The 23879-nt window shown below is 61.8% G+C and carries 19 protein-coding genes; 9 read left to right on the top strand and 10 right to left on the bottom strand.

Translation table 11 applies throughout. The annotated features are described in order from the left end of the window. Positions 1 to 62: 62 nt before the first annotated feature. The 4 genes from B1781_RS04150 to B1781_RS04135 form a co-directional block, all read right to left on the bottom strand. The gene (locus B1781_RS04150; protein WP_078118449.1) at positions 63 to 1883 is read right to left on the bottom strand and encodes a sensor histidine kinase; all 1821 of its coding nucleotides are present in this window, start codon (positions 1881 to 1883) and stop codon (positions 63 to 65) included. Continuing rightward, positions 1880 to 2539 (bottom strand): response regulator, encoded by a 660-nt coding sequence (locus B1781_RS04145; RefSeq protein ID WP_078118448.1) that lies wholly within the window; start codon positions 2537 to 2539, stop codon positions 1880 to 1882. The genes B1781_RS04150 and B1781_RS04145 overlap by 4 nt, the downstream gene beginning before the upstream one ends. Before the next feature lie 80 nt (positions 2540 to 2619). Then, entirely contained in the window at positions 2620 to 3282 is a 663-nt protein-coding gene (locus B1781_RS04140) for a 2OG-Fe(II) oxygenase (RefSeq protein ID WP_334223881.1), read from the bottom strand. Between the two features lie 71 nt (positions 3283 to 3353). Then, on the bottom strand, positions 3354 to 3587 hold the full coding sequence (locus B1781_RS04135; RefSeq protein WP_334223880.1) for a DUF1127 domain-containing protein: 234 nt from the start codon (positions 3585 to 3587) through the stop codon (positions 3354 to 3356). Positions 3588 to 3855: 268 nt separating this feature from the next. Between B1781_RS04135 and B1781_RS04130 the strand changes: the two genes are divergently transcribed. From B1781_RS04130 to B1781_RS04115, 4 genes are all read left to right on the top strand, one after another. Next, on the top strand, positions 3856 to 4764 hold the full coding sequence (locus B1781_RS04130; protein WP_078118447.1) for a LysR family transcriptional regulator: 909 nt from the start codon (positions 3856 to 3858) through the stop codon (positions 4762 to 4764). 120 nt (positions 4765 to 4884) lie between these two features. Beyond that, positions 4885 to 6627 carry a thiol reductant ABC exporter subunit CydD gene (gene cydD / locus B1781_RS04125; RefSeq protein ID WP_078121922.1) on the top strand — a complete coding sequence of 581 codons (1743 nt, stop codon included), beginning with the start codon at positions 4885 to 4887 and terminating at the stop codon, positions 6625 to 6627. Further along, positions 6624 to 8285: a thiol reductant ABC exporter subunit CydC gene (gene cydC, locus B1781_RS04120; RefSeq protein WP_078118446.1), complete on the top strand. Its 1662-nt coding sequence runs from the start codon at positions 6624 to 6626 to the stop codon at positions 8283 to 8285. The genes cydD and cydC overlap by 4 nt, the downstream gene beginning before the upstream one ends. Positions 8286 to 8446: 161 nt before the next feature. After that, positions 8447 to 9979: a YiiX/YebB-like N1pC/P60 family cysteine hydrolase gene (locus B1781_RS04115; protein ID WP_334223879.1), complete on the top strand. Its 1533-nt coding sequence runs from the start codon at positions 8447 to 8449 to the stop codon at positions 9977 to 9979. A gap of 121 nt (positions 9980 to 10100) precedes the next feature. Here B1781_RS04115 and B1781_RS04110 read toward each other — a convergent pair whose 3' ends face one another. From B1781_RS04110 to B1781_RS04085, 6 genes are all read right to left on the bottom strand, one after another. Continuing rightward, on the bottom strand, positions 10101 to 10592 hold the full coding sequence (locus B1781_RS04110; protein ID WP_334223878.1) for a GlcG/HbpS family heme-binding protein: 492 nt from the start codon (positions 10590 to 10592) through the stop codon (positions 10101 to 10103). A 178-nt stretch (positions 10593 to 10770) separates the two neighbouring features. Then, a complete protein-coding gene (gene ispG / locus B1781_RS04105) occupies positions 10771 to 12006 on the bottom strand; it encodes a flavodoxin-dependent (E)-4-hydroxy-3-methylbut-2-enyl-diphosphate synthase (RefSeq protein ID WP_078118443.1) in 1236 nt (411 codons plus the stop codon). Positions 12007 to 12174: 168 nt separating this feature from the next. Next, a complete protein-coding gene (locus B1781_RS04100; protein ID WP_078118442.1) occupies positions 12175 to 13446 on the bottom strand; it encodes an NAD(P)/FAD-dependent oxidoreductase in 1272 nt (423 codons plus the stop codon). Between the two features lie 309 nt (positions 13447 to 13755). Beyond that, entirely contained in the window at positions 13756 to 14283 is a 528-nt protein-coding gene (locus B1781_RS04095; RefSeq protein ID WP_078118441.1) for a DUF302 domain-containing protein, read from the bottom strand. Positions 14284 to 14452: 169 nt separating this feature from the next. Further along, entirely contained in the window at positions 14453 to 16171 is a 1719-nt protein-coding gene (locus B1781_RS04090; RefSeq protein WP_334223877.1) for a potassium channel family protein, read from the bottom strand. An 81-nt stretch (positions 16172 to 16252) separates the two neighbouring features. After that, a complete protein-coding gene (locus B1781_RS04085; protein ID WP_078118440.1) occupies positions 16253 to 16636 on the bottom strand; it encodes a DUF6394 family protein in 384 nt (127 codons plus the stop codon). 134 nt (positions 16637 to 16770) lie between these two features. Between B1781_RS04085 and B1781_RS04080 the strand changes: the two genes are divergently transcribed. The 5 genes from B1781_RS04080 to B1781_RS04060 all read left to right on the top strand — a co-directional run bounded on the left by B1781_RS04080 (position 16771) and on the right by B1781_RS04060 (position 23754). Beyond that, entirely contained in the window at positions 16771 to 16968 is a 198-nt protein-coding gene (locus B1781_RS04080) for a hypothetical protein (RefSeq protein WP_078118439.1), read from the top strand. After that, positions 16958 to 19918, top strand: a complete 2961-nt coding sequence (locus B1781_RS04075; RefSeq protein WP_078118438.1) for a sensor histidine kinase — start codon at positions 16958 to 16960, stop codon at positions 19916 to 19918. The genes B1781_RS04080 and B1781_RS04075 overlap by 11 nt, the downstream gene beginning before the upstream one ends. Next, a complete protein-coding gene (locus tag B1781_RS04070; protein ID WP_078118437.1) occupies positions 19896 to 21218 on the top strand; it encodes a sigma-54-dependent transcriptional regulator in 1323 nt (440 codons plus the stop codon). Before B1781_RS04075 ends, B1781_RS04070 begins: the two co-directional genes overlap by 23 nt. A gap of 472 nt (positions 21219 to 21690) precedes the next feature. Further along, positions 21691 to 21945, top strand: coding sequence for a DUF4212 domain-containing protein (locus tag B1781_RS04065; protein WP_078118436.1), 255 nt, complete (start codon positions 21691 to 21693; stop codon positions 21943 to 21945). A 15-nt stretch (positions 21946 to 21960) separates the two neighbouring features. Then, the gene (locus B1781_RS04060) at positions 21961 to 23754 is read left to right on the top strand and encodes a sodium:solute symporter family protein (RefSeq protein ID WP_078118435.1); all 1794 of its coding nucleotides are present in this window, start codon (positions 21961 to 21963) and stop codon (positions 23752 to 23754) included. Positions 23755 to 23879: the final 125 nt, after the last annotated feature.

Below are 23879 nucleotides of genomic sequence, written 5' to 3'. Positions count from 1 at the left end.
CCGACGCGCTTTAAAAAGTGTACGCACTGTGGATGGCTCGTCTATCGCATGAACATGCGATATCAGGCAGGAACCAGCAAGGAAAGACGAGTACCTTCGGCGTCGGATTGAAAGTCGACACGTGCCGCGATCTGCCCGGCGCGGTAGTGCATATTGGCGATGCCACGCCCATCGATGTCGGACGACTGGCGTCCGCATCCATTGTCGGCGAGGTGGATACGCACGTGGCGATCATGCTGTTCGACAACCTCACCTGCACGCACCCGCAACCTTGTCGCGCCACTGTGGCGCAGGGTGTTGGTGACGAACTCCTGCAGAATGCGCAACAGGTGCAGCGCCTGCTGCGAACCGAAACCGGGGATCTCATCGATCGCCGCAACCTGCCACTCGAGCTTTATACCCTGCGCCTGCAGGCTTGGCTCGACGCGCATACGAAACATACCGAGCAGTGTCGGTAGGCTCTGCACGTCCTGGTCGAATGAATCGATCATCAGACGAAGATCGTTCAACGCGGTTTGCAACGACTGCTCAACCGTACCGAGATCGGCATCGCCGTTGCGGATAGAGGTCAATGCCGAGATCAGTTGACCGCCGACGCCGTCATGCATGTCACGCATGATACGTTCGCGCTCCTGGGCAAGCAGTCGCTGTTGCTCCGAGCGCCCCAATCGTTCATAGGTTGCCTCGAGCTCGATGCGACGCTGTTCGACGCGTTGCTCGAGTTCGGCGTTGAGTTGCTCCGCGGCACTCACGCTGGCGACGAAGCGTTGCAGCAATACGATGCAGAACAGGAACAGAATCAGCGGCATCGAGTATTGAATGATGTATCCGCGCGACCAGTCGAGCACGCCGAGAATCACCAACAGATCGTGCCCGGCATAGCCGACCAGCACCAGGCCCGATGCCGAGATCACATGGCGCTGCAGCGAACCGCTTTGCCAGGTCGCATGCAGCATGCGCACCAGTCCATAGGTGCCGACGCTCTGGCATAGCGGATGCCAGACGAAGTAGGCGAACGCATAGAACCAGGCAGTCGGCAACGCCGCCATCGCCAAGGTCAGGACGACACCGGCGATGACCACGCTGCGTTCGCCCAGCGGATGGCGTATCCCCAAGTATCGGTGCACATAGATAACGCCACCGAGAATCGCGAACCACCCGAGTGTGGCGAACACCAGCCAATCCCACACGCGGTCGCGGAATGGGATCTCGACGGTGAAATAGCTGATGCTGTGCAATGCCCAGATCAGAGTGCCGACGGTAAACCAGGTGTACTCGCGATCCTTACGGCGGATCATCGCGAGCACACCGATAACACCGCCGACCAGCACGATGATGACGGTGATCACCGCTACCAGCGTGACGCGGACAAAGTAATAGCGCTGGTAGGCCGGCCGCAGGTCTCGCTCCGGCCCGATCAGCAGCGGACCGAGATAACCGAAACCATCCGCCGCCGCACGCACGCTTACGTCTACCTGGTTGCTGCCGGCATGCAACAGGCCGTCCGGCAGACTGAAGATCAGCGGGTTTCTGAGGTTGCGTGCTACCGGGTCGGCCCAACGACCGCCGCTACCGACCGGCGTGCCGTTGATACTGACCTGCAGATTCATCCGTACGTTTGGGATGACCAGCGCCCAGAACTCTGCAGGGGCCTCGTCGACGTCCAGCGTTAGACGGTAGTGGACCTCTCTCGACTCCACCGTATGGTCTCGCCAGTCGTCCGGCAGTATGCGACTCTCGGGCGATGCGCCCCCATCGCTGTCGCCGCCGGACAGTGCGGCCAAGCGGATGCTGCTGGCGGGCGGTTCGAAGTCGAACAACGGGATCCACATCGCCGAACCCAACACAGCGACGTAGATCAACACCGTCGCCAGCCGGATCATGGGTCGATCCAGCCCTTGTTCGACGCGATGTATACCGCCTCGCCGCGCGAACCGGCTTCGAGCTTGCGGTAGATGTGACGCACGTGCGTGCGTACGGTATTGATCGACATGTGCAACTGATCGGCAGTCTCGCCATAGCTGAAGCCGCGCGCGATCAGCGTCAACACCGCCTGTTCACGCTCGGTCAACGGCCCCGGGTCGACGTCGGTTTGAAGCGCGGCGGGCGTGCCGGCAAAATGTTTGAGCAGGTGACGCGCGATCGCCGGGTTGATCGGAGACTGACCTTCAACCGCCAGCAAAACCGATTCGGCAACGTGTTCTGTGTCGCTGTCCTTCAGCAGATAGCCGGTGGCGCCCGACTTGATCGCGGCCGTGACGCTGCGTTCGTCGGCAAACACGGTGATCACCACCGATTCGATCCGACGACGGGCGGCCTGCGCGATCACCTCGGTACCCTGCCCGTCCGGCAGATTCAGGTCGACCAGCAATACGTCCGGTGAATGCTCGCTCAGCCAGTCCAAACAGGTCCGTACGCCGGCGAAATCCGCGACGACATCCAGCGCCGGGTGCGCATCGACGGCCTGAACCAGACGCGCGCGCAGCACGTCGTCGTCTTCTACGACCGCTACCTGATGGATTGTTGTTGTTTCGCCCATCGGTCGCCCGCGTTGTGCAACAGCCAGGCGCCAAGGGTAAACAGATTCGGGCCGTGATTGCCAACGGCTCGGCACGCTGCTCAGCGTGGCGGGTCGATCATCCCCGCGATCGAATTGTTGACCCGGAACCAGCCGGCGATGCTGTAGCGCGTGCGCTGCGGCGCCAGTACCTCATGCGGAAAACGCTCGCTCAGAAACACCACCAAGCGGCCGAAGGTCGGAGTAACCGTTTCAAGCAAATCAGTGTCATCGTCGGCGTACAGCAACATCTCGCCGCCGTCGTCGTGTGCCCACTGCGGGTTCAGATAGAGCACGGTCGACAGCACCCGGTTGGTGGTGCCGTCGGCGAAGGCATCGCGGTGCTTTTTGTAGAAGGCGCCCGGCGCATAGCGCGCAAAATGCGCCTCATAGTCGAACAGCCCGAGGAATAGGCGGCGGTTGAGCCCCTGACGAAGTTGCTCCATCCAGCGCAGAAACTCACCCCCACTAGGGTCAGTGCGATCAATCCAACGCGTCTCGTCGCTACGCACGAAGCGGTTGAGCTGATGTTCATCTTCGCGGCCGATGCCGGCGTGCGTCATCGCCTCGTCGTCGAACCCGTTCACCTTGAGGAACAGGCGTTCGACCAGTTCGGTTGGCAGCGCGCCGTCGATAACCGTGTACCCATCGCATTCGATCGCATCGGCGATGCGCGTAAACACATCACCGTCGCCGGGATCGAAGGTCGAAAGCAGTGCGGCCAAAGAAGTCGCCTCAAGCGAAAATCAGGACGCGGCTTTATACGCCCGTTTCGGCCGATCACCTACGATTATTTTCACTGCCGCCAAAACGGCTTGTCGATCTCCTGCCGCGCCTGCTCCGGGCTGATGCCGATATCGCGCAGCAGGCGTGGGTCCAGACGTGCCAGCGCCCGGCGCTGGCGTGCCCGCTGAAACATCAGTGCGACCAGCGCAAACAGCGAATCCACGAACCGCCCAACGCGCTGCAGCAACGCCGAGAGCGACGGCAAACTCACCATCCTGCGCTGAACCATGTGAATCGAACTCATCTCGCTACCTCCAAAACCGGCTCCGACACTAGCCACAGCGACCTTCGCGGCCCACCCGAAAAACGGCATCACGCAGTGCTGCACAGGGCTTTCGAGCCAGGCCGATGTCGCGTTACCCGGCGGGAATGCCGGCCTGGGCGAAAACTTAGCCGGGCGTACCGGTGGCGACTATTCGTTTGTTCCGAAGGCTGGTTTCAGAAAATATGATGGGCGGTTTCAGCTGCGATCTGCTTCAATTTGCGGGGAAGTTACGCCTGCGGAGGGGCCGATGGAGCTCTACCAGCTGAACACCTTTGTGAAGATCGCCGACGAAGGCTCACTGACCCGCGCTGCCGAGCTGCTGTTCACCAGCCAGCCGGCGATCAGCGCGCAGATCAAGGCGCTCGAGGAGGAACTGGGCGTCACCCTGTTCGAACGCACGTCACGCGGCATGCAGCTCACGCCGAAGGGCCGCTTGCTGTACGAACAGGCCGTCGAGACCCTCAACGCGGCGGCCAAGCTCAAGGGCCAGGCGCAGGATCTGCAGCAGGAGTTGGTCGGCGAGGTGCGCATCGGCATCCATACCGATTTCGACTTCATGCGCATCGGCGAGCTGCACCGCGCCTTTCACGGCAAATACCCGCGGGTCAGCCCACACTTCGTGCAGAGCATGACGGCGAACATCCTGCCGGACCTGCGGCGTGGCGCGCTGGACGCAGGTTTCTTCTTCGGCCCGTGCCGCTACGCCGACCTCGCGGTCGACACCCTGGCCGAGGTGCCGATGCAGTTGATCGGCCCGGCCGACCTCGGCGAAGCGTTCCGCGACGCGACGCTGTCTGAGCTGCGCGATTTGCCCTGGGTGTACACCTCGGACACCTGCCCGTTCTTTACGCTGACCCAGGATCTGTTCGCCCCGCTCGGCGAAGAACCGGCCAAGGTCGCCTATGTCGACAGCGAGGATGCCGTCCGCGAACTGATTCGCGCCGGCGCGGGGGTCTCCTTGCTGCGCGCCGACGATGCGATGCGCCTGCAGGACCAGGGAGCCGGTGTCTGCTGGAGCGGTTCCGGGCCGAGCATCCAGCTCAACTTCGCGGTCCAGGTGCAGCGCACCGGCGAGGCATTGATCGATGCGGTGCGCTCGGTCGTCTCGTCGATGTGGCTCGACGACGCGGCCAAGACCAGTCAGATCGGCGCCTGAACACGGTGGATCCGACGGCACCGCGTCTTGCCTTGTTATAAGGAGCCTGAAGCACGCGGCTGGTAACATCACACATCGCCCCGGGGTTGCCTTACACCTCGTCAACATGTGGTTTTGCTGTTGCCGCCGAACGATTCAACCGCCATCCACCGCTGGCTGAAAGCGCAGCGTTCTCATGCCGCCGCCGGATTGCGCCTGGCGACGTGGCTGGGCGCACTCGGCGGCACACTGGCAATCGCGCAAGCCTGGCTGGTTGCCTATGTGATCGACGCGAGCGTTTTCCGCGGCAGCACCTTTGTCGAACTCCAGCCGTGGCTGGCGATCTTGCTTCCTGTCCTGGGTTTGCGTTTCGCATCCACCTGGGGCGCCGAACACCAAGCGTTCGCCGCCGCGCAGCAGATCAAGCAGCAGGTGCGTCGCCAACTCGTCGCTAAACTGCAATCCATCGGGCCCTTGGGGTTGAGCGATCACTCCAGCGGCAGTGTTGCCAGCAGCCTGATCGATGGCGTGGAGGGCCTGGAGGGTTATTACGCGCGTTATGTACCGGCCGCCGCGATTGCCGGCATGGTCCCGCTGCTGTTGTTGCTCGCCATCGCGCCGGCCGACTGGGTGTCCGCGGTCGTACTGCTGATCACCGCACCCTTGATCCCGGTGTTCATGATCCTGATCGGCAAGGGTGCCGAACGTGCCAATCAACGCCAATGGCGTGAACTGGCACGCATGGGCGGTCACTTTCTCGATGTGCTGCAGGGGCTGGTCACGCTCAAGGTGCTGAACGCCGGATCGCGCGAGCGGCAACGGATACGTCACATCGCGGACGACTTCCGCCGCACCACGATGGGCGTGTTGCGCGTCGCCTTTCTGTCTTCCGCGGTCTTGGAGTTCTTCGCTGCAATCAGTATCGCCATCATCGCGGTATTGATCGGCTTTCGTCTGCTCGATGGCGACATGGCGTTCTTTTACGGTCTGTTCGTGTTGCTGTTGGCCCCCGAGTTCTTTCTGCCGTTACGCAACCTCGGCGCGCACAACCATGCCCGCATGGAGGCCGTCGGCGCAGCAGAGAACATCGTCAACCTGTTGTCGCTGGATGCAGACAAAGCAGACGGCGCAAGCACCGAGCCGCCGCTAACCGGCGACATCCGGTTCGACGATGTGCACTTCGACTACGGCAAGGGCCGGCGCGCACTCAACGGACTGTCGCTGACGATCGCGGCGAATGCCCATACCGCACTGGTCGGGCGCAGCGGCTCGGGCAAGAGCACGTTGGCCAATCTGCTGTTGAAGTTCGCGTCTGCGCAGTCCGGTGATATCACGATTGGCAACCGATCATTGAACGACATCGATCAGCAGGCATGGCATCGCCAGGTCGCCTGGATACCGCAGAAGCCACGACTATTTGCCGGCAGCGTCGCCGACAACATCCGCCTGGGATGTGCAGACGCCAGCGATGCCGACGTTGTCGATGCCGCAACCAGGGCGCAGGCCCTGGGCTTTATCGAACAGTTGCCGGAGGGATTCGATACCCACATCGGCGACGGCGGCCGCACGCTATCGGGCGGCCAGGCACAACGCCTGGCCATCGCACGCGCCCTGGTGCGCGACTGCCCGATCGTGATCCTCGACGAGCCCACTGCGCACCTCGATACCGTCTCCGAGCAGGCCGTTCAGCAAGCGCTGGCCGTATTGATCAAGGACCGAACGGTGGTCACGATCGCCCACCGACTGCACACCATCCGCCAGGCAGATCATGTGATCGTGCTGCAGGATGGCAACGTGATCGAAAGCGGCAGCTATACACAGTTGAGCAGCGCCCGTGGTGCGTTCGCCGAACTGCTGGCGGCCGCCGAGGAGGCGCTGACATGAGCCCGATGCGTCGCCTTCTGCGCCTGTATCGACCGACGCTCGGCTGGATGCTGCTCGGCGCCTTGCTGTCACTGCTGGCGCTGCTGGCCAACGTCGGCCTGATGGCCTTGTCCGGCTGGTTCATCACCGCCATGGGTCTGGCCGGTGTCGCCGGTATTGCGATCAACTACTTCACGCCGGCGGCGATCATCCGCGGCCTGGCAATCGCGCGTACCGCCGGTCGTTATGGCGAACGCGTGGTCACCCACGAGGCGACCTTCCGCCTGGTCGCACAACTGCGTAGCTGGCTGTTCGACCGCATCGAACCGCTCGCCCCGGCGGACCTCGGCGAACTGCACAGCGGCGACCTGCTCAACCGCGTGCAGAAAGATGTCGACCGGCTCGACGGCCTATACCTGCGTATCGTGCTGCCGGTTGTTGTCGCCATCGTCGCCCTGTTGCTGTTCGCTGCCTTCATGAGTATCTACGACATCACCATCGCTGCCGCGGTCTGCTCGCTGCTGCTGGTCGGCGGTGCATTGCTGCCGCTGTGGTCGATGCGCCGTTCAACACAGGCGGCCGCTGCAACCGTCACGCACCTGGCCACGCTGCGCACCCAGGTCGTCGATACGGTGCAGGGTCTGGGCGAGTTGATCAACAACGGCGCCTTTGCGCGCTACCAACAGCGCATAGCCGATACCGGCGATCGACTCGCCGCGGTGCAATCACAGCTGCATCGGCTCAACGCCTTGAACACCGCGGCGATCGCACTGCTTGCGGGCCTGGCGATGCTGGCAGTGCTGTATCTGGGAATGCCGATGGTCGACGCCGGCACGCTCGACGGCCGACTGCTGCCGATGCTGGCGCTGTTCGCATTGGCCGCATTCGAGGCGGTGGCCCCGCTGCCACAGGTCGCCCAGGTGTGGAGCGAAACCCGCGCCGCTGCCGACCGGGTGCTGACGCTGGCCGATCGCGTACCCAGTATCCAGACGCCGCGCTTGGCAATGCCCGTGCCGCCGCAAGGCGAGATCGACTTCGACCACGTGGCGCTGCGCTATACGGAGGGCGGACCACTGGCGCTCGAAGACATCCGACTGCAATTGCCGGTCGGCAGCCGCACCCTGGTGATCGGCGAGAGCGGCGCCGGCAAGACGAGTCTGACCAGCCTGCTGCTACGTTTCGTCGATCCGACCGAGGGACAGTTGCGCTTTGCCGATCACGACCTGCGCAGCTTCGATGTCGATGCATGGCGCCAACGCATCGCGATCGTCTCGCAGCACCACCACCTGTTCAACGCGACCCTGCGCGACAACCTGTTGCTGGCCGCGCCCGACGCGAGCGATGCGCAGATGGAGGCCGCATGTCGGCTGGCGCAGATCCACGAGTTCATTGCGGCCCAGCCCGATGGCTACGATACCTGGCTGGGCGACACCGGCACCAAGGTGTCGGGCGGACAGGCGCGACGCATCGCCATCGCGCAAGCGGTGCTCAAGGAGGCGCCGATCCTGATCTTGGACGAACCGACGGAAGGGCTAGACAGCGTTACCACCCGTGCGCTGTGCGAAACGCTCGACCTGGTGATGCACAACAAGACCGTCGTCGTCATCAGCCACCGGCCGCTGCCGCTCTCCGGCATCACCCAGACGATCCGTCTCGAGGCAGGCCGGCAACTGCAGTGAACGGCGCAGCGGCCGATAACACGTTGATGAACCACGAGGAACCCGTCAGCTCGGAACGAGTTCACTTCAGCGCAACATTCGCGGTAACCTGTGGCTTTAGGGAAGACCGTTTAGCCGACCGGTTGGCGAATCCGCGCAACCGGCACAATGGAAGCACAACAATGATGATGTCTCACTCAAGGACGATGCCGAATCACCTCATACTCCTCTTGATGCTGTGCCTGCTGTCGCCGACAGCGGTGATGGCCGGCTTCCTGTCGGATGATTCAACGTGCGATGACGTTCGCCTCAGCGCCTACCACAGCACGCGCATGGATCGCGAGATTGCGGCCTTTCAGACCCTGGCCGAACAGGCGCTGGCCCTACGGGCCGACGCGATCGGCTTCCTCAAGTTTCTCGAAGAAAAAGACGCTGCCGGCGAGCCCTTGTCGGGCGGCGATCTGCGCGGTCTGAATGCGGGCGGCGCCGAGCTGTTGCGGCAGCGCGAGGCGCTTTGGGATATCGCCACGCGCTATGAATGCTGGCTCGACGATCCGATACCGCAGGACCCGGCACGCGCCAGGCTGCAGGCCAAGGGCATCGGCATGTCGCTGGCGGCCTCATTGACGCTGTACGACAACTACGTGACCGCGGTTGGCCTGTACCAGGCCAACGGATTTCTGCGCACGCATTTCAATCGGGGCGACGTCGGCTTCGGCCTGCCGCCCGGCGAGCTACGCAAGATCTCACTGTCGTTCAACTCGGCGATCAACCGGGCGCGCGTGCGCCGCGGCCTCGAATGGTATGAGACCTTCGGTGGCAGCCTGCACTCGACGGGTGACGACGACGCGCGTTACATCGGGACTCTGATCGATCAGAGTCCGTCGTACAACATGGTGCGCAAGATCCAGCCGTTGAACTACGCGCAAAACCTCATGGGTTTCTTCGGCGACCTGTCGGTGGATACCTTGGCCTCGCTGCAGAATGAGGGTGTCAACTTTTCCAGCATGATGTTCGGCAACACCGTCGGCCTGATCGAATCGCGGCGCGGCAAACTCGATGGCGAGACCGCGGTGCTCGACGAGGTGGCCAACACGCTGCGCGCCGGCGACATCCTGTTGGAAAAGACGCCGTTCCGTCTGACCGATTCATTCATACCCGGTCATTGGGGCCACGCCGCCGTCTGGGTCGGCAACGAGCAGGAACTGCGCGCGCTCGGTATCTGGAATCACCCGGTAGTACGCCAATATCACAAACAGATTCGCCGTGGGCGCGGCGTTGTCGAGGCCTTGCGCTCAGGCGTGGAGATCAACAGCCTGCAGCATTTCATGAACATCGACGACCTCGCCGTGTTGCGCAACGCCTCGTTGGACGAGCAACAGCGTGCCGACGTGATCGTGCAGGCGTTGCGCCAGGTCGGCAAGGATTACGACTTCAACTTCGATACGCAATCGACCGATCGCATCGTCTGTTCCGAACTGGTGTATCACGCCTACGGCACAATGCAGTGGCCAACCGAGCGCCAACTGGGACGCTATACCGTGAGCCCCGACAACATCGCCGTGCTCGCGACCAACGACGGGCCGCTCGAGGTCATGCTGCTGTACCACGACGGCAAGGCAATCGACAGCGACCCGCGAGCAAGCTTCGCCAACCTCCTGCAACCGGAGACGGTCACCATGGCGCGCGGCGGTCCCTCGCTGATCGAACCTTGAACGGGTCGGGTCGCGACCCGACCCGCGTCTCGCACACACCAGCTTGTGCGCACCCCAAAAACGAAAAACCCTGTCTGGAAGACAGGGTTTTTGCGATCGGCCCGACGGCTTGCGGTTAGACCTACATCGACATCTCGAGGTCGGTCTGCACGGCGTCGACACCGGCCTGGGCACATTCCTGGTCGGTTTCACCCGCCGGTGCACCCGACACACCGACACCACCAACCAGCGCGCCGCCCACCTGGATCGGCACACCCCCCGGCGACATGATCACCCCGGGAACACGACCGATCGGCGTATCCGCACGCGATGCAAGATCGGACGTCGGCACATTGAACATGACCGCCGCATAGGCCTTGCCCTTGGAGATCGGCAGCGTAATGGTCGGCGCTATCGTGTCGCGCAGCGCCGCCTGCGGAATACCGTCGCGGTCAACGACCGTCACACCGATCTGGATGCCTTTTTCGCGACAGGCATCGATAGTCGCCTTGGCGATGGTCATCGCGGTATCCATCGACATCCGCTTGACCTGCGTGACCATGGGATCTTCTGCAAGCACCGGGGTTGCGGCGAGCATACCGGCACAGATTGCACTTAACGTAACTGACTTCACGTCTCTCTCCTCTGACTTGGTCGATTTTTCATTGTTGGCCCGGCCATCGAACGTCTACTGACGACGGCAGGGCTGTTCGTGCTGCGATCAGCACACGCGGCCGGCGACCGCTAATAACAGTAGACGCCTGTCGGCCGCAAAAATTGCAACCGATTCGGCCGAACCCCGACGTTAACCGCTAAACGCCGGCTGCTTGGTCGCCATAGTGGGTCTGTACATAGTCGTCGACGATCGCCTGGAACTCGGCAGCGATGTTGTCGCCCTTGAGCGTGACCGTCTTCTTGCCGTCGACGAACACCGGCGCCGCCGGCTGCTCACCGGTGCCCGGCAGACTGATGCCGATGTTCGCGTGCTTGCTCTCGCCCGGACCGTTCACGACACAGCCCATGACGGCGACGTCCATCGTCTCTACGCCGGGATAACGTTGCCGCCATACCGGCATCTGTTCACGCAGGTAACTTTGGATGTCCTGTGCGAGTTGCTGAAAGTAGGTGCTGGTGGTACGACCGCAACCCGGGCAGGCGATCACCATCGGCATGAAGGCACGCAGACCCATCGACTGCAGAATCTCCTGACCGACACGCACCTCTTGCGTGCGATCGCCACCCGGTTCAGGCGTCAGCGAGATGCGGATGGTGTCGCCGATACCTTCCTGCAGCAGCACGGCAAGTGCGGCGGTGGATGCCACGATACCCTTCGAACCCATGCCGGCCTCGGTGAGGCCCAGATGCAGCGCATAGTCGCAACGTGCAGCGAGCGTGCGGTAGACGCGGATCAGGTCCTGCACACCGCTCATCTTGCACGACAGGATGATCCGATCGCGCGCCAGTCCGATCTGCTCGGCACGCTCGGCGCTCTGCAGCGCGGAGGCGACCATGACCTCGCACATCATCTGCTCGGCATCCAACGGTTCGGCCGAGCGCGCGTTCTCGTCCATCATGCGCGCGACCAGATTCTTGTCCAGCGATCCCCAATTCACGCCGATGCGTACCGCCTTGTCGTTGGCGATGGCGATCTCGATCATGCTGGCGAACTGTGCGTCACGCTTCTCGCCGCTGCCGACATTGCCGGGGTTGATGCGGTACTTGGCCAGCGCCTGGGCGCACGCCGGAAACTCGGTCAGCAGGCGATGCCCATTAAAATGGAAGTCGCCAACCAACGGTACCGACACACCGCGCGCATCCAGCCCCTCGCGAATCAACGGTACCGCTTTCGCGGCCGCCTCGGTGTTGACCGTGATGCGCACCAGTTCTGAGCCGGCACGCGCCAAGTCGGCGACTTGGTCGATGGTTGCCTGAATATCGGCAGTATCGGTGTTGGTCATCGACTGTACGACGACCGGCGCATCGCCGCCGACAAGCAGTTTGCCGACCTTGACCGCCTGGGTGCGATGACGCTGGATGTGAGAACTCATGTTGGCTGCTTGGTGACGCGAAGCGATCGCGGGATGGTCTGTCGACGAGGGTGCAGGATAGCCTACTCAACCGTTCGAAAACACCGTCGGCATCGCGCGAATCGGCTGTGGCGAAACAAAAAAACCCGGCCGATTGGCCGGGTTTTTGACCGCCGGGGTATGCGCCGATTATTTCAGACGATTGATGCCCAGCATCTTGAGGATGTACTTCTCGTAGATGGGTTCGGAGGTCCCTTTTTTCATTTTGCGAATGAAATACTTCTCGAACGCAATCTTGGCCATGTGCACCCACTTGCCCTTCTTGAACCACGCCACGTTACGCGGCGGAATCTGCGGCAAGGCAACGAAGGCCGCACCTGTGTCACCCATGTCGGCGAGACAGATGGCGTTCCAGGTGCCCTTCTGGTCGGGCTGTTTGCCGTCGAGCTCGTTATGGATGTTGTGCACGATAGCGGTAACCATCGACTCGATCATGTAACCGGTCTTCGGCGCACCGGTAGGTACCGCGGTCGCTTCTACCGGCGGAATGGCGATACAGACGCCGGCCGAATAGATGTTCGGGTAGGTCGGGTTACGCTGGTATTCATCGACGAACACGAAGCCGCGCGGGTTGCACAGGCTCTCGACATTCATGACCGCATCGACGCCCTTGAACGCCGGCAGCATCATCGAGAATTTGAACTCGACTTCGTGGTCTTTCACCTTGTTACCGGCGTTGTCGTATTCCTCGACGAACATCTTGCCGGCCTCGACCTTGGTGACCTTGGCGTTGGTGATCCACTTGATGTGGTGGTTGCGCATCTCGCTCTCGAGCATGCCCTGCGAGTCGCCCACGCCGCCCAGACCGAGATGGCCGATGTACGGCTCGGAGGTGACGAAGGTCATCGGGATCTGGTCGCGCATCTTACGTTTGCGCAGATCGGCATCCATGATGAAGGCGAATTCGTAGGCCGGACCGAAACACGATGCAAACGGCATCGCGCCGATCACCGCATGTCCCGGGCTGTCGAGCAACTTTTTGTAGCTGTCGTAAGCGGTCTCGGCATGGTCGACGGTGCAGATCGAATGGGTGTGGCCGGTTTCGGGGCCGGCACCTTCTACCTCTTCGAACGCCAGACGCGGACCGGTCGCGATGACGAGGTAGTCGTAATTCAGGGTTTCGCCGTCCTGGAAGACCAACGAGTTGTTGGTCGCGTCGATCTTGTCACAACGCTTGGCAACGAAGTTGATACCCTTGCGCTCGAGATGAGGACGGATATCGAAGGTGATGCTGTTGCGGTCGCGCCAGCCTACGGCGACCCAGGGATTGGACGGCACAAACTGGAAATAGTCGCGTTCGTTGACGACGGTAATCTGGTGTTCACTGCCGAGCTCAGCGCGGAGCTCGTAAGCAGCGGGCATACCGCCGGTACCTGCGCCTAGGACAACGATGTGGGCCATTGGTCTCTCCTCAAAGAAGGCTTTTCGACGTTCAAGCGGCGCGCAAAAACCCCTGTGCGGCAATAGGGTTCATGCTGCAACTCCAAACATCGGGTTGATCATCCAAGTCCATCCAGGTGCGATTCAGGCAGACATGGACACTGGCGCGTTGTCTTAGCTTTTAGTCGCCAGCCGTAGCGAGGCAAGTATTGCACAGGCCCTCCCCCTCAAGCGAAGGGTTTTTTGGCCTGCATTTGGCCCAGATCAGAAAACTCTGTGACAAAAAACCGGCCGCTGGGGCCGGTCTTTGCAAGCAACGGAATCCGCGGGTCAGAGGTCGCCGTTCACACCGGCATCGACGATGCTGTAGATGGTGTCGCGCACCTTCTGCGCCAGCGGCTGCAGGTCTTCCGGCAGGTCGACTGCGTGCAGCATCATGTCCATGTTCATGGTCACGATCCAGCCTTTGCCGTTGCCGTCTTCGAGCACCGCGATGCGGCACGGCAGAAAGCCGGCGAAGATGATGTCGTGCTCGACCATCTTTTTGGCGATCAAGGCATCGCAAAACGCCAGGATGCGCATGTAGTTGGCATCTTCACCCATCGCCTGCACCTGCTCGGACAACGGCAGGTCGGCCACCATTTTGAAGTTCAGCATGTTGGCGCGCAGCTTCATCGATTCCACCGCATCCTCGACGCCGACGCCGTCGGCGATCTCGAAGCGCTGGATGCTGTTGCCGATCATCTGCTGGGCGATCGCCTTGTCGAAGGCAGGGGTATCGATCTCTTTCTTGCTGCCCGCGTGGCTCACGCCGGCGAGGCCAAGGATCAGCGCGCAAACAACCAAAATCTTTTTCATCAGGATCTTCCTCGTGTCGACAAACCGACGATCTGTCTTGTTATGAAAGGGCTAACGGCGATGCCGGGATGCCGATTGTAACGAACACCCTGCATGCCTGACCGTTATCCGCGAAAAGACGCGGGTCATTGAAAATCCTTCCATAGATCACACTAATTGGCCTATAGAATCACTGCCTGCGCCGGCGCGACTGCCTGGCGGCCAACTTGCGCCAGACCCAGCTTTGCGGCGCATCGTAGCCAGTCTTGATGTAATCCAACGTGTGGCGGTGCGACACCGTCCACAGCATGCGGGTGAACGCCGTGCGATTGCCGCAGATCAGCAGCCGATCGCCGACCTTGATCGGCGTGTCCGGGTCGGGCAACAGCAGTCGATCGTTGCGTCGATGGATCAACAGCACGATCGCCTTGAGCGTACGGTCGCGCTGCCAGGGGTTGCGCATCAGGTCGCTGATCGTGAAGTGACCGCCCTGATGCAGGTATTCCTGGAGCACCGCCGACTGCACTTCGTCGACCGCCCATTCGCGGATATGCGGTACCTCGTCGCGCACCAGGGCGCTGACCCGGCTGGCCAGTTCGCAGGCCCAGCTATCGTCCTGGTACAGCGCCAGCGAGATGAATTCGTACAGCATCGGCGTTGCCAGCAACACGCGGATCTTGTCGGCAATCAGCGCGCTCGGGTGCATCGTCATATCGGCTTCGACGGCATTGATGATGTCGCTGTTGCCGTGCTGGTTCTGGCGCACCACGACGAACAGCTTGGGATTGAGTTCGCGTGCGGTCATGACGATCGAGAGATTGTTGGCATCGTTGTCGGTGCCTGCCACCAGTCCGGCAGCCTGTTCGATGCCCGCCTCCATCAGGGTGTCGGCCTCGGTGCCGCGCCCGGCAACGAAGTCCTCTTCCGGCCTGCCGGTCAGGTCCGGGCGCATCTCGACCACGGTCACCTTGATACCCTCGCCCTCCAGGCGACGGCATACCGCCTTGCCGAAGCGCCCGTAGCCGCACACGATCCACGGCTTGTCCTGCGGCGGATACACCGGTTCGGTGAGCGGCGAACCTTCGCGGCCGGTCAGCCAGCGTTGCAGCAGGTACAGGCACGGCGCCTGAAACGCCACCGCCAGGTGCGCGGCGAAGGTGTCGAAGGGGTCGACGATGTGGTCGGTGCCGAACGACGCCATGTTCTTTTCGACGTCGTGCGAATCGGCGCGGCAGATCACCTTCAGCGAGGGGTTCAGCAGCTTGGCATTGATCGAGATCTTGAGGTTGACCTCGTTGTCGTCAGTCAGCGCAACGATGCCGGCGCATGCCGGGTGCTGCAGGCCGGCTTCCTGCAGATGACGGGTGATCGAGGCATCGCCATGCAGCGCCGGCACCGACTCGCGCAGATCCTGCAACTGGATCACGCTGGTGCGTGCCTCGTCGATATCGATCACCACCGCGTGTTGACCGCGCTGGGTCAGCGACTTGACCAGGGCCGTGCCGGTCTCGCCGTAGCCGCAGATCAGGTGGAACGGTTCGCGGAAACGGCGAATGCGGCGCGCGAACTTGTACTCGGCGATGGCGTCCTGAAAGGTGCGGTCCTGCACCAGCGACAGGATGGTGCCGAAGGCATAGATCCACGCCATGACCGACGCATACATCGACAGGCTGACCCACAGGCGTTGGGTATCGGTAAACGCGTAGGGGATCTCGCCGAAACCGATCGTGGTCGCCATGTAGCTGACGAAGTAGAACGCATGGAAGATACCCATGTGCCATACCTCGCCGTTGTCGTCGCGCCCCGGGATCAGGGTCAGTCCGAGGATGGCGATGGCATACACCACCAACAGCGTCAGCAGCGGCTGACGCATGCGACGCAGGATCAGGAAGACGATGTTCTCCATCATCTCGATGCCGCCGTGTACGCGCCAGACCGGCCGCGCCGCGATGTGGTTGAAGGGGACTTGGCAGACACGTAGAAACGCTGCTCAGCGGCGCAGCATCACCGTTTCGATGATCAGCAGCACGACCGAGATGACGTTGGCCAACATGGCGCCGCCGGACAGCGACACGATGCTGGCGGTCACGACCGGCGTCAGACCGACGCTGTAGACGTGCTCGGCGAAGGTCCACACCAGGGCGGCGGCGATCAATTGCAGGATGGCCACCAGACTGGTCGCCAGCAGCAGCGCCCCCATCTGGCTGCGGTCGCCGAACTTGAGCACCGTGGCGATCAGGTTGACGACAACGACCGCGAACAGCTCGTAGACATGGTGGTGGTCGGGGTTTTCGATCTCACCCACGAAAAAACCGAAATTCAGCGTCAGTGCCAAAACGATGAAAAAACCGAAGACCACCTTTTCCGGGTTCATACCCGATTCTCCTGCGCTGTTGTCGCGTTGATTTGTCGTTTGTTATTAAAGCATGCGTGGCCGCCGCTCAGGCGGGCCGTTGACGGGATCAATCGTTACTTTTAGTAACACTCGCGCGATGCTAGGCTTTGCCGATGCTGCCACCGCGCTTCCCTTTCAGCAAAGAACTCGCTGCAATTCTCGCCGCCGCACTGTTGCTGTTTTTCATCAGCCCGGTGGCCGACTGGTGGGCCAGCGCCAACATGTCGTGGACCACGCCTTACGCCCTGTGGCTGCTGGTGATTCTCGGCGCCGCGCTGATCTATCGGCGGGACGATTCCGATGAGTCATGAACTGGCGACCCTGTTCGCCGCAGGGTTCATCTACCTATTGTTGTTGTTCCTGGTCGCCTACGCTACCGACCGTGGCTGGGTACCTGAACGCTGGGTCACCCACCCGCTTACCTACACACTGTCGATCGGCGTGTACGCCACCTCGTGGACCTACTATGGCAGTGTCGGCTACGCCGCGCACAACGGGCTGCAGTTTCTAACGATCTATCTCGGCGCGACGCTGGCATTTGTTCTCAGCCCGTTCCTGCTGCGACCGATCCTCAAGCTGTGCCGCGAATACCAGCTGACTTCGCTGGCCGACCTGTTGGCGTTCCGTTACCGCAGCCAGGCGGCCGGCCTGCTGGTGACGCTGTTCACCCTGATCGGCACGTTGCCCTACATTGCGCTGCAGGTACGGGCGGTGACCGAATCGCTGCGCGTGCTGAGTAACGAGGTGCCGCCGAACACCATCGCGCTGGTGTTCTGTGCCTCGTTGATCCTGTTCGGCGTGTTGTTCGGCACGCGGCATATCTCGCCACGGCAGAAACACCGCGGCCTGGTCGTCGCCATCGCTTTCGAATCGCTGATCAAGCTGGTGGTGCTGCTGATCATCGGCGGCTATGCCCTGTTCCACGTGTTCGATGGCCCGAGCGGCCTGTCGTCCTGGCTCAAGGTCCATCCTGAGGCGATCGAGGCATTGTATCGACCGGTCAACGAGAGCCCGTGGGCGGCGCTGATGTTCCTGTCGTTCGCCGCGGCGTTCCTGTTGCCACGCCAGTTCCACATGCTGTTCGCCGAGAATCTGGATGTGCGCAGCATCCGCACAGCGACCTGGGCGTTCCCCGCCTTCCTGCTGTTGCTGAACATCGCAATCCCGGTGATCTTGTGGGCCGGCCAGAGCCTGTCGCTGAACATCAATCCCGACTACTACGTGCTCGGCGTGGTGCTGGCCGAGGGCCCGTCGTGGCTGTCGCTGTTGGCCTATATCGGCGGTCTGTCGGCAGCCAGCGCGATGGTCATCGTCACCAGTATCTCGCTCGCCTCGATGAGCCTGAACCACCTGCTGTTGCCGGCCAGCTACCCCGACCCGGCAATGAACCTGTATCGCTGGATCCTGTGGGGGCGCCGTCTGCTGATCGGCCTGATCATCATGGCCGGCTACGGTTTCTATGCCGGGCTGCAGCACAACGACAGCCTGGTCGAACTGGGGCTGATCTCGTTCGTCGCGGTCGCGCAGTTCCTGCCCGGTGTCAGCGGCCTGCTGTACTGGCGGCGCGCGACCCGCACCGGTTTCATCGTCGGTCTGCTCGGCGGCATCTGCGTGTGGTCGGTGTTGATGCTGGCGCCATTGCTGTACAGCTCGGGGATACTGATTACCGACCTGGGCGTGCCGCAGCTGGTCGCCGCCAGCGGTATGGACAAGTGGGCCTTCGCCACCTTCCTGACGCTGACCGTGAACGGTGGCCTGTTCGTGCTGGTATCGCTACTCACCCGCCAGTCGCCGGGCGAGATCGAGGCGGCGCGCGCCTGCTGCACCGAGGCGACGATGCCGTTGTCCGGCGTGGTCGCCGCCGGTTCGCCGGCCGAGTTCCGCGCCGGCCTGGCCGAGACGCTGGGACAGGCGATGGCCGACCGCGAGGTCGACCAGGCGCTGACCGACCTGGGCATGCGGCCCAACGAGAAACGCACTACCGAGCTGCGGCGGCTGCGCGAACGCATCGAACGCAACCTGTCTGGCCTGCTCGGTCCGCAGTTGGCGCACATCATCGTCAACCGACGCCTGGAACTCGATCCCGAGGCCAAGACCGCGCTGGCCGACTCGATGCGCTACGTCGAAGAACGCCTCGAGGCCTCGCGTTCACAGTTGCAGGGTCTGAGCGTCGAACTCGACAAGCTGCGCCGCCTGCACCGCCAGATACTGCAAGACCTGCCGCTGGGCGTGTGCGCCACCGACAACCAGGGCAAGATCGTGCTGTGGAACCTGGCGTTGGAGATCATGACCGGCATCGATGCCGAGCCGCTGATCGGCACTCAGCTCAACAAGCTGCCGCGCCCGTGGGACGGTCTGCTGGCCGGCTTTGCACGCACCTCCGAAGATCACATCTACCGCATGGAACTGCCGGTGATGGGCAAGCCGCGCTGGTACAACCTGCACAAGGCGGCATACGCCGACCCGATGATCGAGGGCGGCGGACCGTCGCAACCCGGTATGGTCATGCTGATCGAAGACCTGACCGATCTGGGCACGCTCGAGGCCGAGCTGGCGCACAACAACCGCCTGGCGTCGGTCGGCCGTCTGGCAGCCGGTGTCGCTCACGAGATCGGCAACCCGGTGACCGGCATCGCCTCGCTAGCGCAGAACCTGCGCCATGAAGACGATCCGGAGATCGCCCGGCAGAGCATCGAAGACATCATCCACCAGACGCGTCGCATCAGCGACATTCTCGGCACGCTCAAGAGCTTCAGCCGCGGCAGCCGCCACCTGCAGCAGCGCGAAACCTTCGCCTTGTGCGAAGTGATCGACGAGGCGGTGCATATCCTCGAACTGACGCAGGAACACGACGGCATACGTTTCGAGGCCAGCTGCCCCGGCAATATCGTGCTGACCGGCAACCGCCAACAGTTGTCGCAGGTGCTGGTCAACCTGCTGAGCAATGCCGCCGACGCATCACACGGCGGCGACCGCGTCGATCTGCTGGCGCGCATCGACGGTGGCGAGGCGGTGATCGAGGTCATGGACCAGGGACAAGGGATACCCGAAGAGTTGCAGGAGACCATCTTTGAACCCTTCTACACGACCAAGCCGACCGGCAAAGGCACCGGCCTGGGGCTGTCGCTCGCCTACCGCATCATCGAAGACCACAACGGCACCCTGAAAATCGATTCGCAGCCGGGATTCGGCACGCGGGTCGTCGTGTCATTACCCATACCGAACGCCGAACAACACTATGAACCACTTGCTCATCATTGAAGACGAGGCAGTGATCCGCGGCGCCTTGCGCCGCCTGCTCGAACGCCATGGCCACCAGGTCAGCGAAGCCGAATCGGTCGAGGCGGCGCAGGCCGCCGGCAACCTCGGCGACTACAACCTGATCATCACCGACCTGCGACTGCCGGGTAAGCCGGGCAACAGCGTGATGACGCTGGCCCCCGGCGTGCCGGTGATCATCATGACCAGTTATGCCACCGTCACCTCAGCGGTCGAGGCGATGAAGGATGGCGCAGCCGACTACATCGCCAAACCGTTCGACCACGACGAACTGGTCATGCTGGTCGACAAGGTGCTGCGCGAGAAACAAAAGGAACGGCGCACCGCTGCCTTGCAGACCGATGTCGACCAGGCGTTTCCGGTGGCCGGCATGGTCGGCCGGAGCCTGGCGATGAGCGAGGTGTGCAACCGCATCCACAAGGTCGCGCCGACCGACGCGACCGTATTGATCGTCGGCGAATCGGGCACCGGCAAGGAACTGGCGGCACGCGCCCTGCACAAGCACAGCAAGCGCGCCGAGGCGCCGTTCGTCGCATTCAACTGCGCCGCGGTGCCGGAACAGGCGATCGAAGCCGAGCTGTTCGGTCAACACCAGTCCGACAAATTCCGCCCGGGCCTGATGCAGAACGCCGAAGGCGGCACGCTGTTTCTCGACGAGATCGGCGAGCTGCCGATGACCGCGCAGGCCCGCCTGCTGCGCGTATTGCAGGGCAACCACAATGATGGCGCCGACGCGGCAACCACGCCGAATGTCCGGGTGCTGGCCGCGACCCACCGCGATATCCGCAGGCTGGTGCAGGAAAACGCCTTTCGCAGCGATCTGTACTTTCGCCTGCGCGTGGTCGAACTGACCCTGCCGCCGCTGCGCGAGCGCGACGACGACGTCATCGAGTTGGCGGTGTTCCTGCTCGACAAGGCGCGCAAGCAGCTTGCCCGCCCGCCGCTCAAACTCAGTCGCGATGCACTCGAGGCGATCCGCCGTTATCACTGGCCGGGCAACGTGCGCGAGCTGTCGAATGCGATCGAGCGCGCCGTGATCCTGTGCGAAGGCGATGTGATCACCCCCGATCTCTTGGCGATCGATCACCGGGTGGCCAGCGCGGCCGCTGCCAACGATGTGCAGGACAAGCTGTCGCTCGAGGAATACTTCCGGGTGTTCGTACTCGAGCACCAGGACCAGATGACCGAAACCGAACTGGCGCAGGCGCTCGGCATCAGTCGCAAGACATTGTGGGAACGCCGCCAGCGTTTCGGCCTGCCCAGGCCCAAAAAACGTGGCTGAAGATCGCCTTAAAGAATCGGCATCCCTTACCGACAAAAAGAGGAACTTCTGTCGCGAATTGCCGTCCATCTATTGTGCAGCGCAACAGAATCACTCAAACTCTGTTGTGCACTGCAACACCCGCCGTCCGGCCGAACTTTCTTTGCTCCTTTACGCGCGGAAACACGCACGTTACCGAACGTAACACCTGACCCCTTTTTACGTTACCTTCCGACCCAAAACAGGCCTTTTTCGAGTCGTTAAGACTGGGTTTAAGTCTCTGATTTCCTTTGACAATAATCAATGCCCGCCGGGACAATCGCGGCGTCTGGCAGCCTGCGTCAAGAACAGGTAACAAACTCCGGGCCCGCAGCCGAACAAGTACAGAACGGAATCAAAAACCAAGGCGTGAAAGCCAACGGTGTGCGGTAAGCCAGGACCCGGAAAACACTATCAACAGCTTCATCTTCAACAACCGCGGAGTGATCGAGCTATGGATTCAAAAGCTGCGCAGTATTGGAAGGCGAACATTCGCCTTGTCATAAGTCTGCTCGTGGTCTGGTTTGTCGTGTCATACGGCTTCGGGATCATCCTCGCTGACGCCCTCAACGCCATCCGTATCGGCGGTGTCGGTCTCGGCTTCTGGTTCGCCCAACAAGGATCTATCTACGTCTTTATTGTGCTGATCTTCTTTTACGCTGCCCGCATGAACGCGCTTGATCGCGAGTTCGACGTGCACGAAGACTAAGAGGTTTCGTTCAACATGGATCTCTCTACACTTACTTATATCGTCGTTGGCGCGACCTTCCTGCTGTACATCGGTATCGCCATCTGGGCCCGTGCCGGCTCAACCGGCGAATTCTACGTTGCCGGTAAAGGCGTTCACCCGGTGGCCAACGGTATGGCTACCGCTGCTGACTGGATGTCTGCTGCATCCTTCATCTCGATGGCCGGCCTGATCGCCTTCAACGGCTACGGCGCTTCGGTCTTCCTGATGGGTTGGACCGGTGGTTACGTGCTGCTGGCGCTGCTGCTTGCTCCTTACCTGCGTAAGTTCGGCAAGTTCACCGTGCCGGAGTTCATCGGCGAGCGTTTCTACTCGCAGACCGCACGCCTGGTTGCCGTTGTCTGTCTGATCCTGGCCTCGGTTACCTACGTAATCGGTCAGATGAAAGGCATCGGTGTGGCGTTCTCGCGCTTCTTGGAAACCAGCTACGAGACGGGCCTGGGCATCGGCATGGGTATCGTGTTCGTGTACGCCGTACTCGGCGGCATGAAAGGCATCACCTACACCCAGATCGCGCAGTACGTCGTACTGATCTTCGCCTACACCATCCCGGCCGTGTTCATTTCGATGAACCTGACCGGCAACCCGATCCCGCAGCTCGGCCTGATCGGCTCGATGTCCGACGGTTCGGGTCTGGACATGATGGCTAAGCTCGACCAGGTCGTTACCGACCTCGGCTTCCCGCAGTACTCCGAACAGGTCATGGGTTCGAAACTCAACATGTTCGTGTACACGCTGTCGCTGATGATCGGTACCGCGGGTCTGCCGCACGTCATCATCCGCTTCTTCACCGTACCTAAGGTGAAGGACGCGCGTAGCTCGGCAGGTTGGGCACTGGTCTTCATCGCGATCCTGTACACCACCGCGCCGGCTGTCGGCTCGATGGCTCGTCTGAACCTGATGAACACCATCCAGACCGGTCCGGTCGGTGAACAGACGGCGAACATCGAGTACGCCAATGTCCCGCAGTGGTTCAAGAACTGGGAAAAGACCGGACTGTTGGCGTTCGAAGACAAGAACGGCGATGGTCGCATCCAGTACTACAACGATGCTGATCCGGAAATGGCCAAGAAAGCCGAGAGCTACGGCTGGAAAGGCAACGAGATGACCAAGGTCGACAACGACATCATGGTACTCGCCAACCCGGAAATCGCCCAACTGCCGAACTGGGTCATCGCGATCGTGGTTGCCGGCGGTCTGGCTGCTGCACTGTCGACCGCTGCCGGTCTGTTGCTGGCAATCGCCTCGGCGGTATCGCACGACGTGGTCAAAGGCATGATCAATCCGAACATCTCGGAGAAATCAGAGCTGCTGGCCTCTCGTCTGGCGATGGTCGGTGCCATCTTGATGGCCGGTTACTTCGGTCTGCACCCACCGGGCTTCGCGGCGGGTACCGTGGCAATCGCGTTCGGTCTGGCTGCCGCGTCGATCTTCCCCGTGCTGATGATGGGCATCTTCAACAAGAAGGTGAACCGCGCCGGTGCTATCTGGGGCATGATCGCCGGTATTACCGTGACCATGCTGTACGTGTTCCAGGAAAAAGGCATCTTCTTTATCCCGGACACCGCGCATTACCTGCAGTGGGCTGACTTCCAGTCGAGCTGGTTCTTCGGTATCTCGGTGAACGCGTTCGGTGCCGTTGGTGCATTGATCAACTTCGTCGTCGCTATCGTGATCTCGAAGGTCACCGCAGAGCCGCCGGAGCATATCCAGCACCTGGTTGAGGACATCCGTGTACCGAAAGGTGCCGGTGCCGCCAGCGGACACTAATAACAATCCCTGTAGAAGGCTTGGCCCCGTCTTTTTAGACGGGGCTTTTTTTCATACGTCGTTTTCTGCATCGCATCTGACCTCGGGCAGTTTCCAGTAGCGATACAGAAACCGGCTTTTGCTAA

This window comes from Thiosocius teredinicola, from assembly GCF_002009425.1.
In the GTDB taxonomy this organism is placed as follows: domain Bacteria; phylum Pseudomonadota; class Gammaproteobacteria; order Chromatiales; family Chromatiaceae; genus Thiosocius; species Thiosocius teredinicola.
This window is presented reverse-complemented; position numbering and strand designations above follow the sequence as displayed.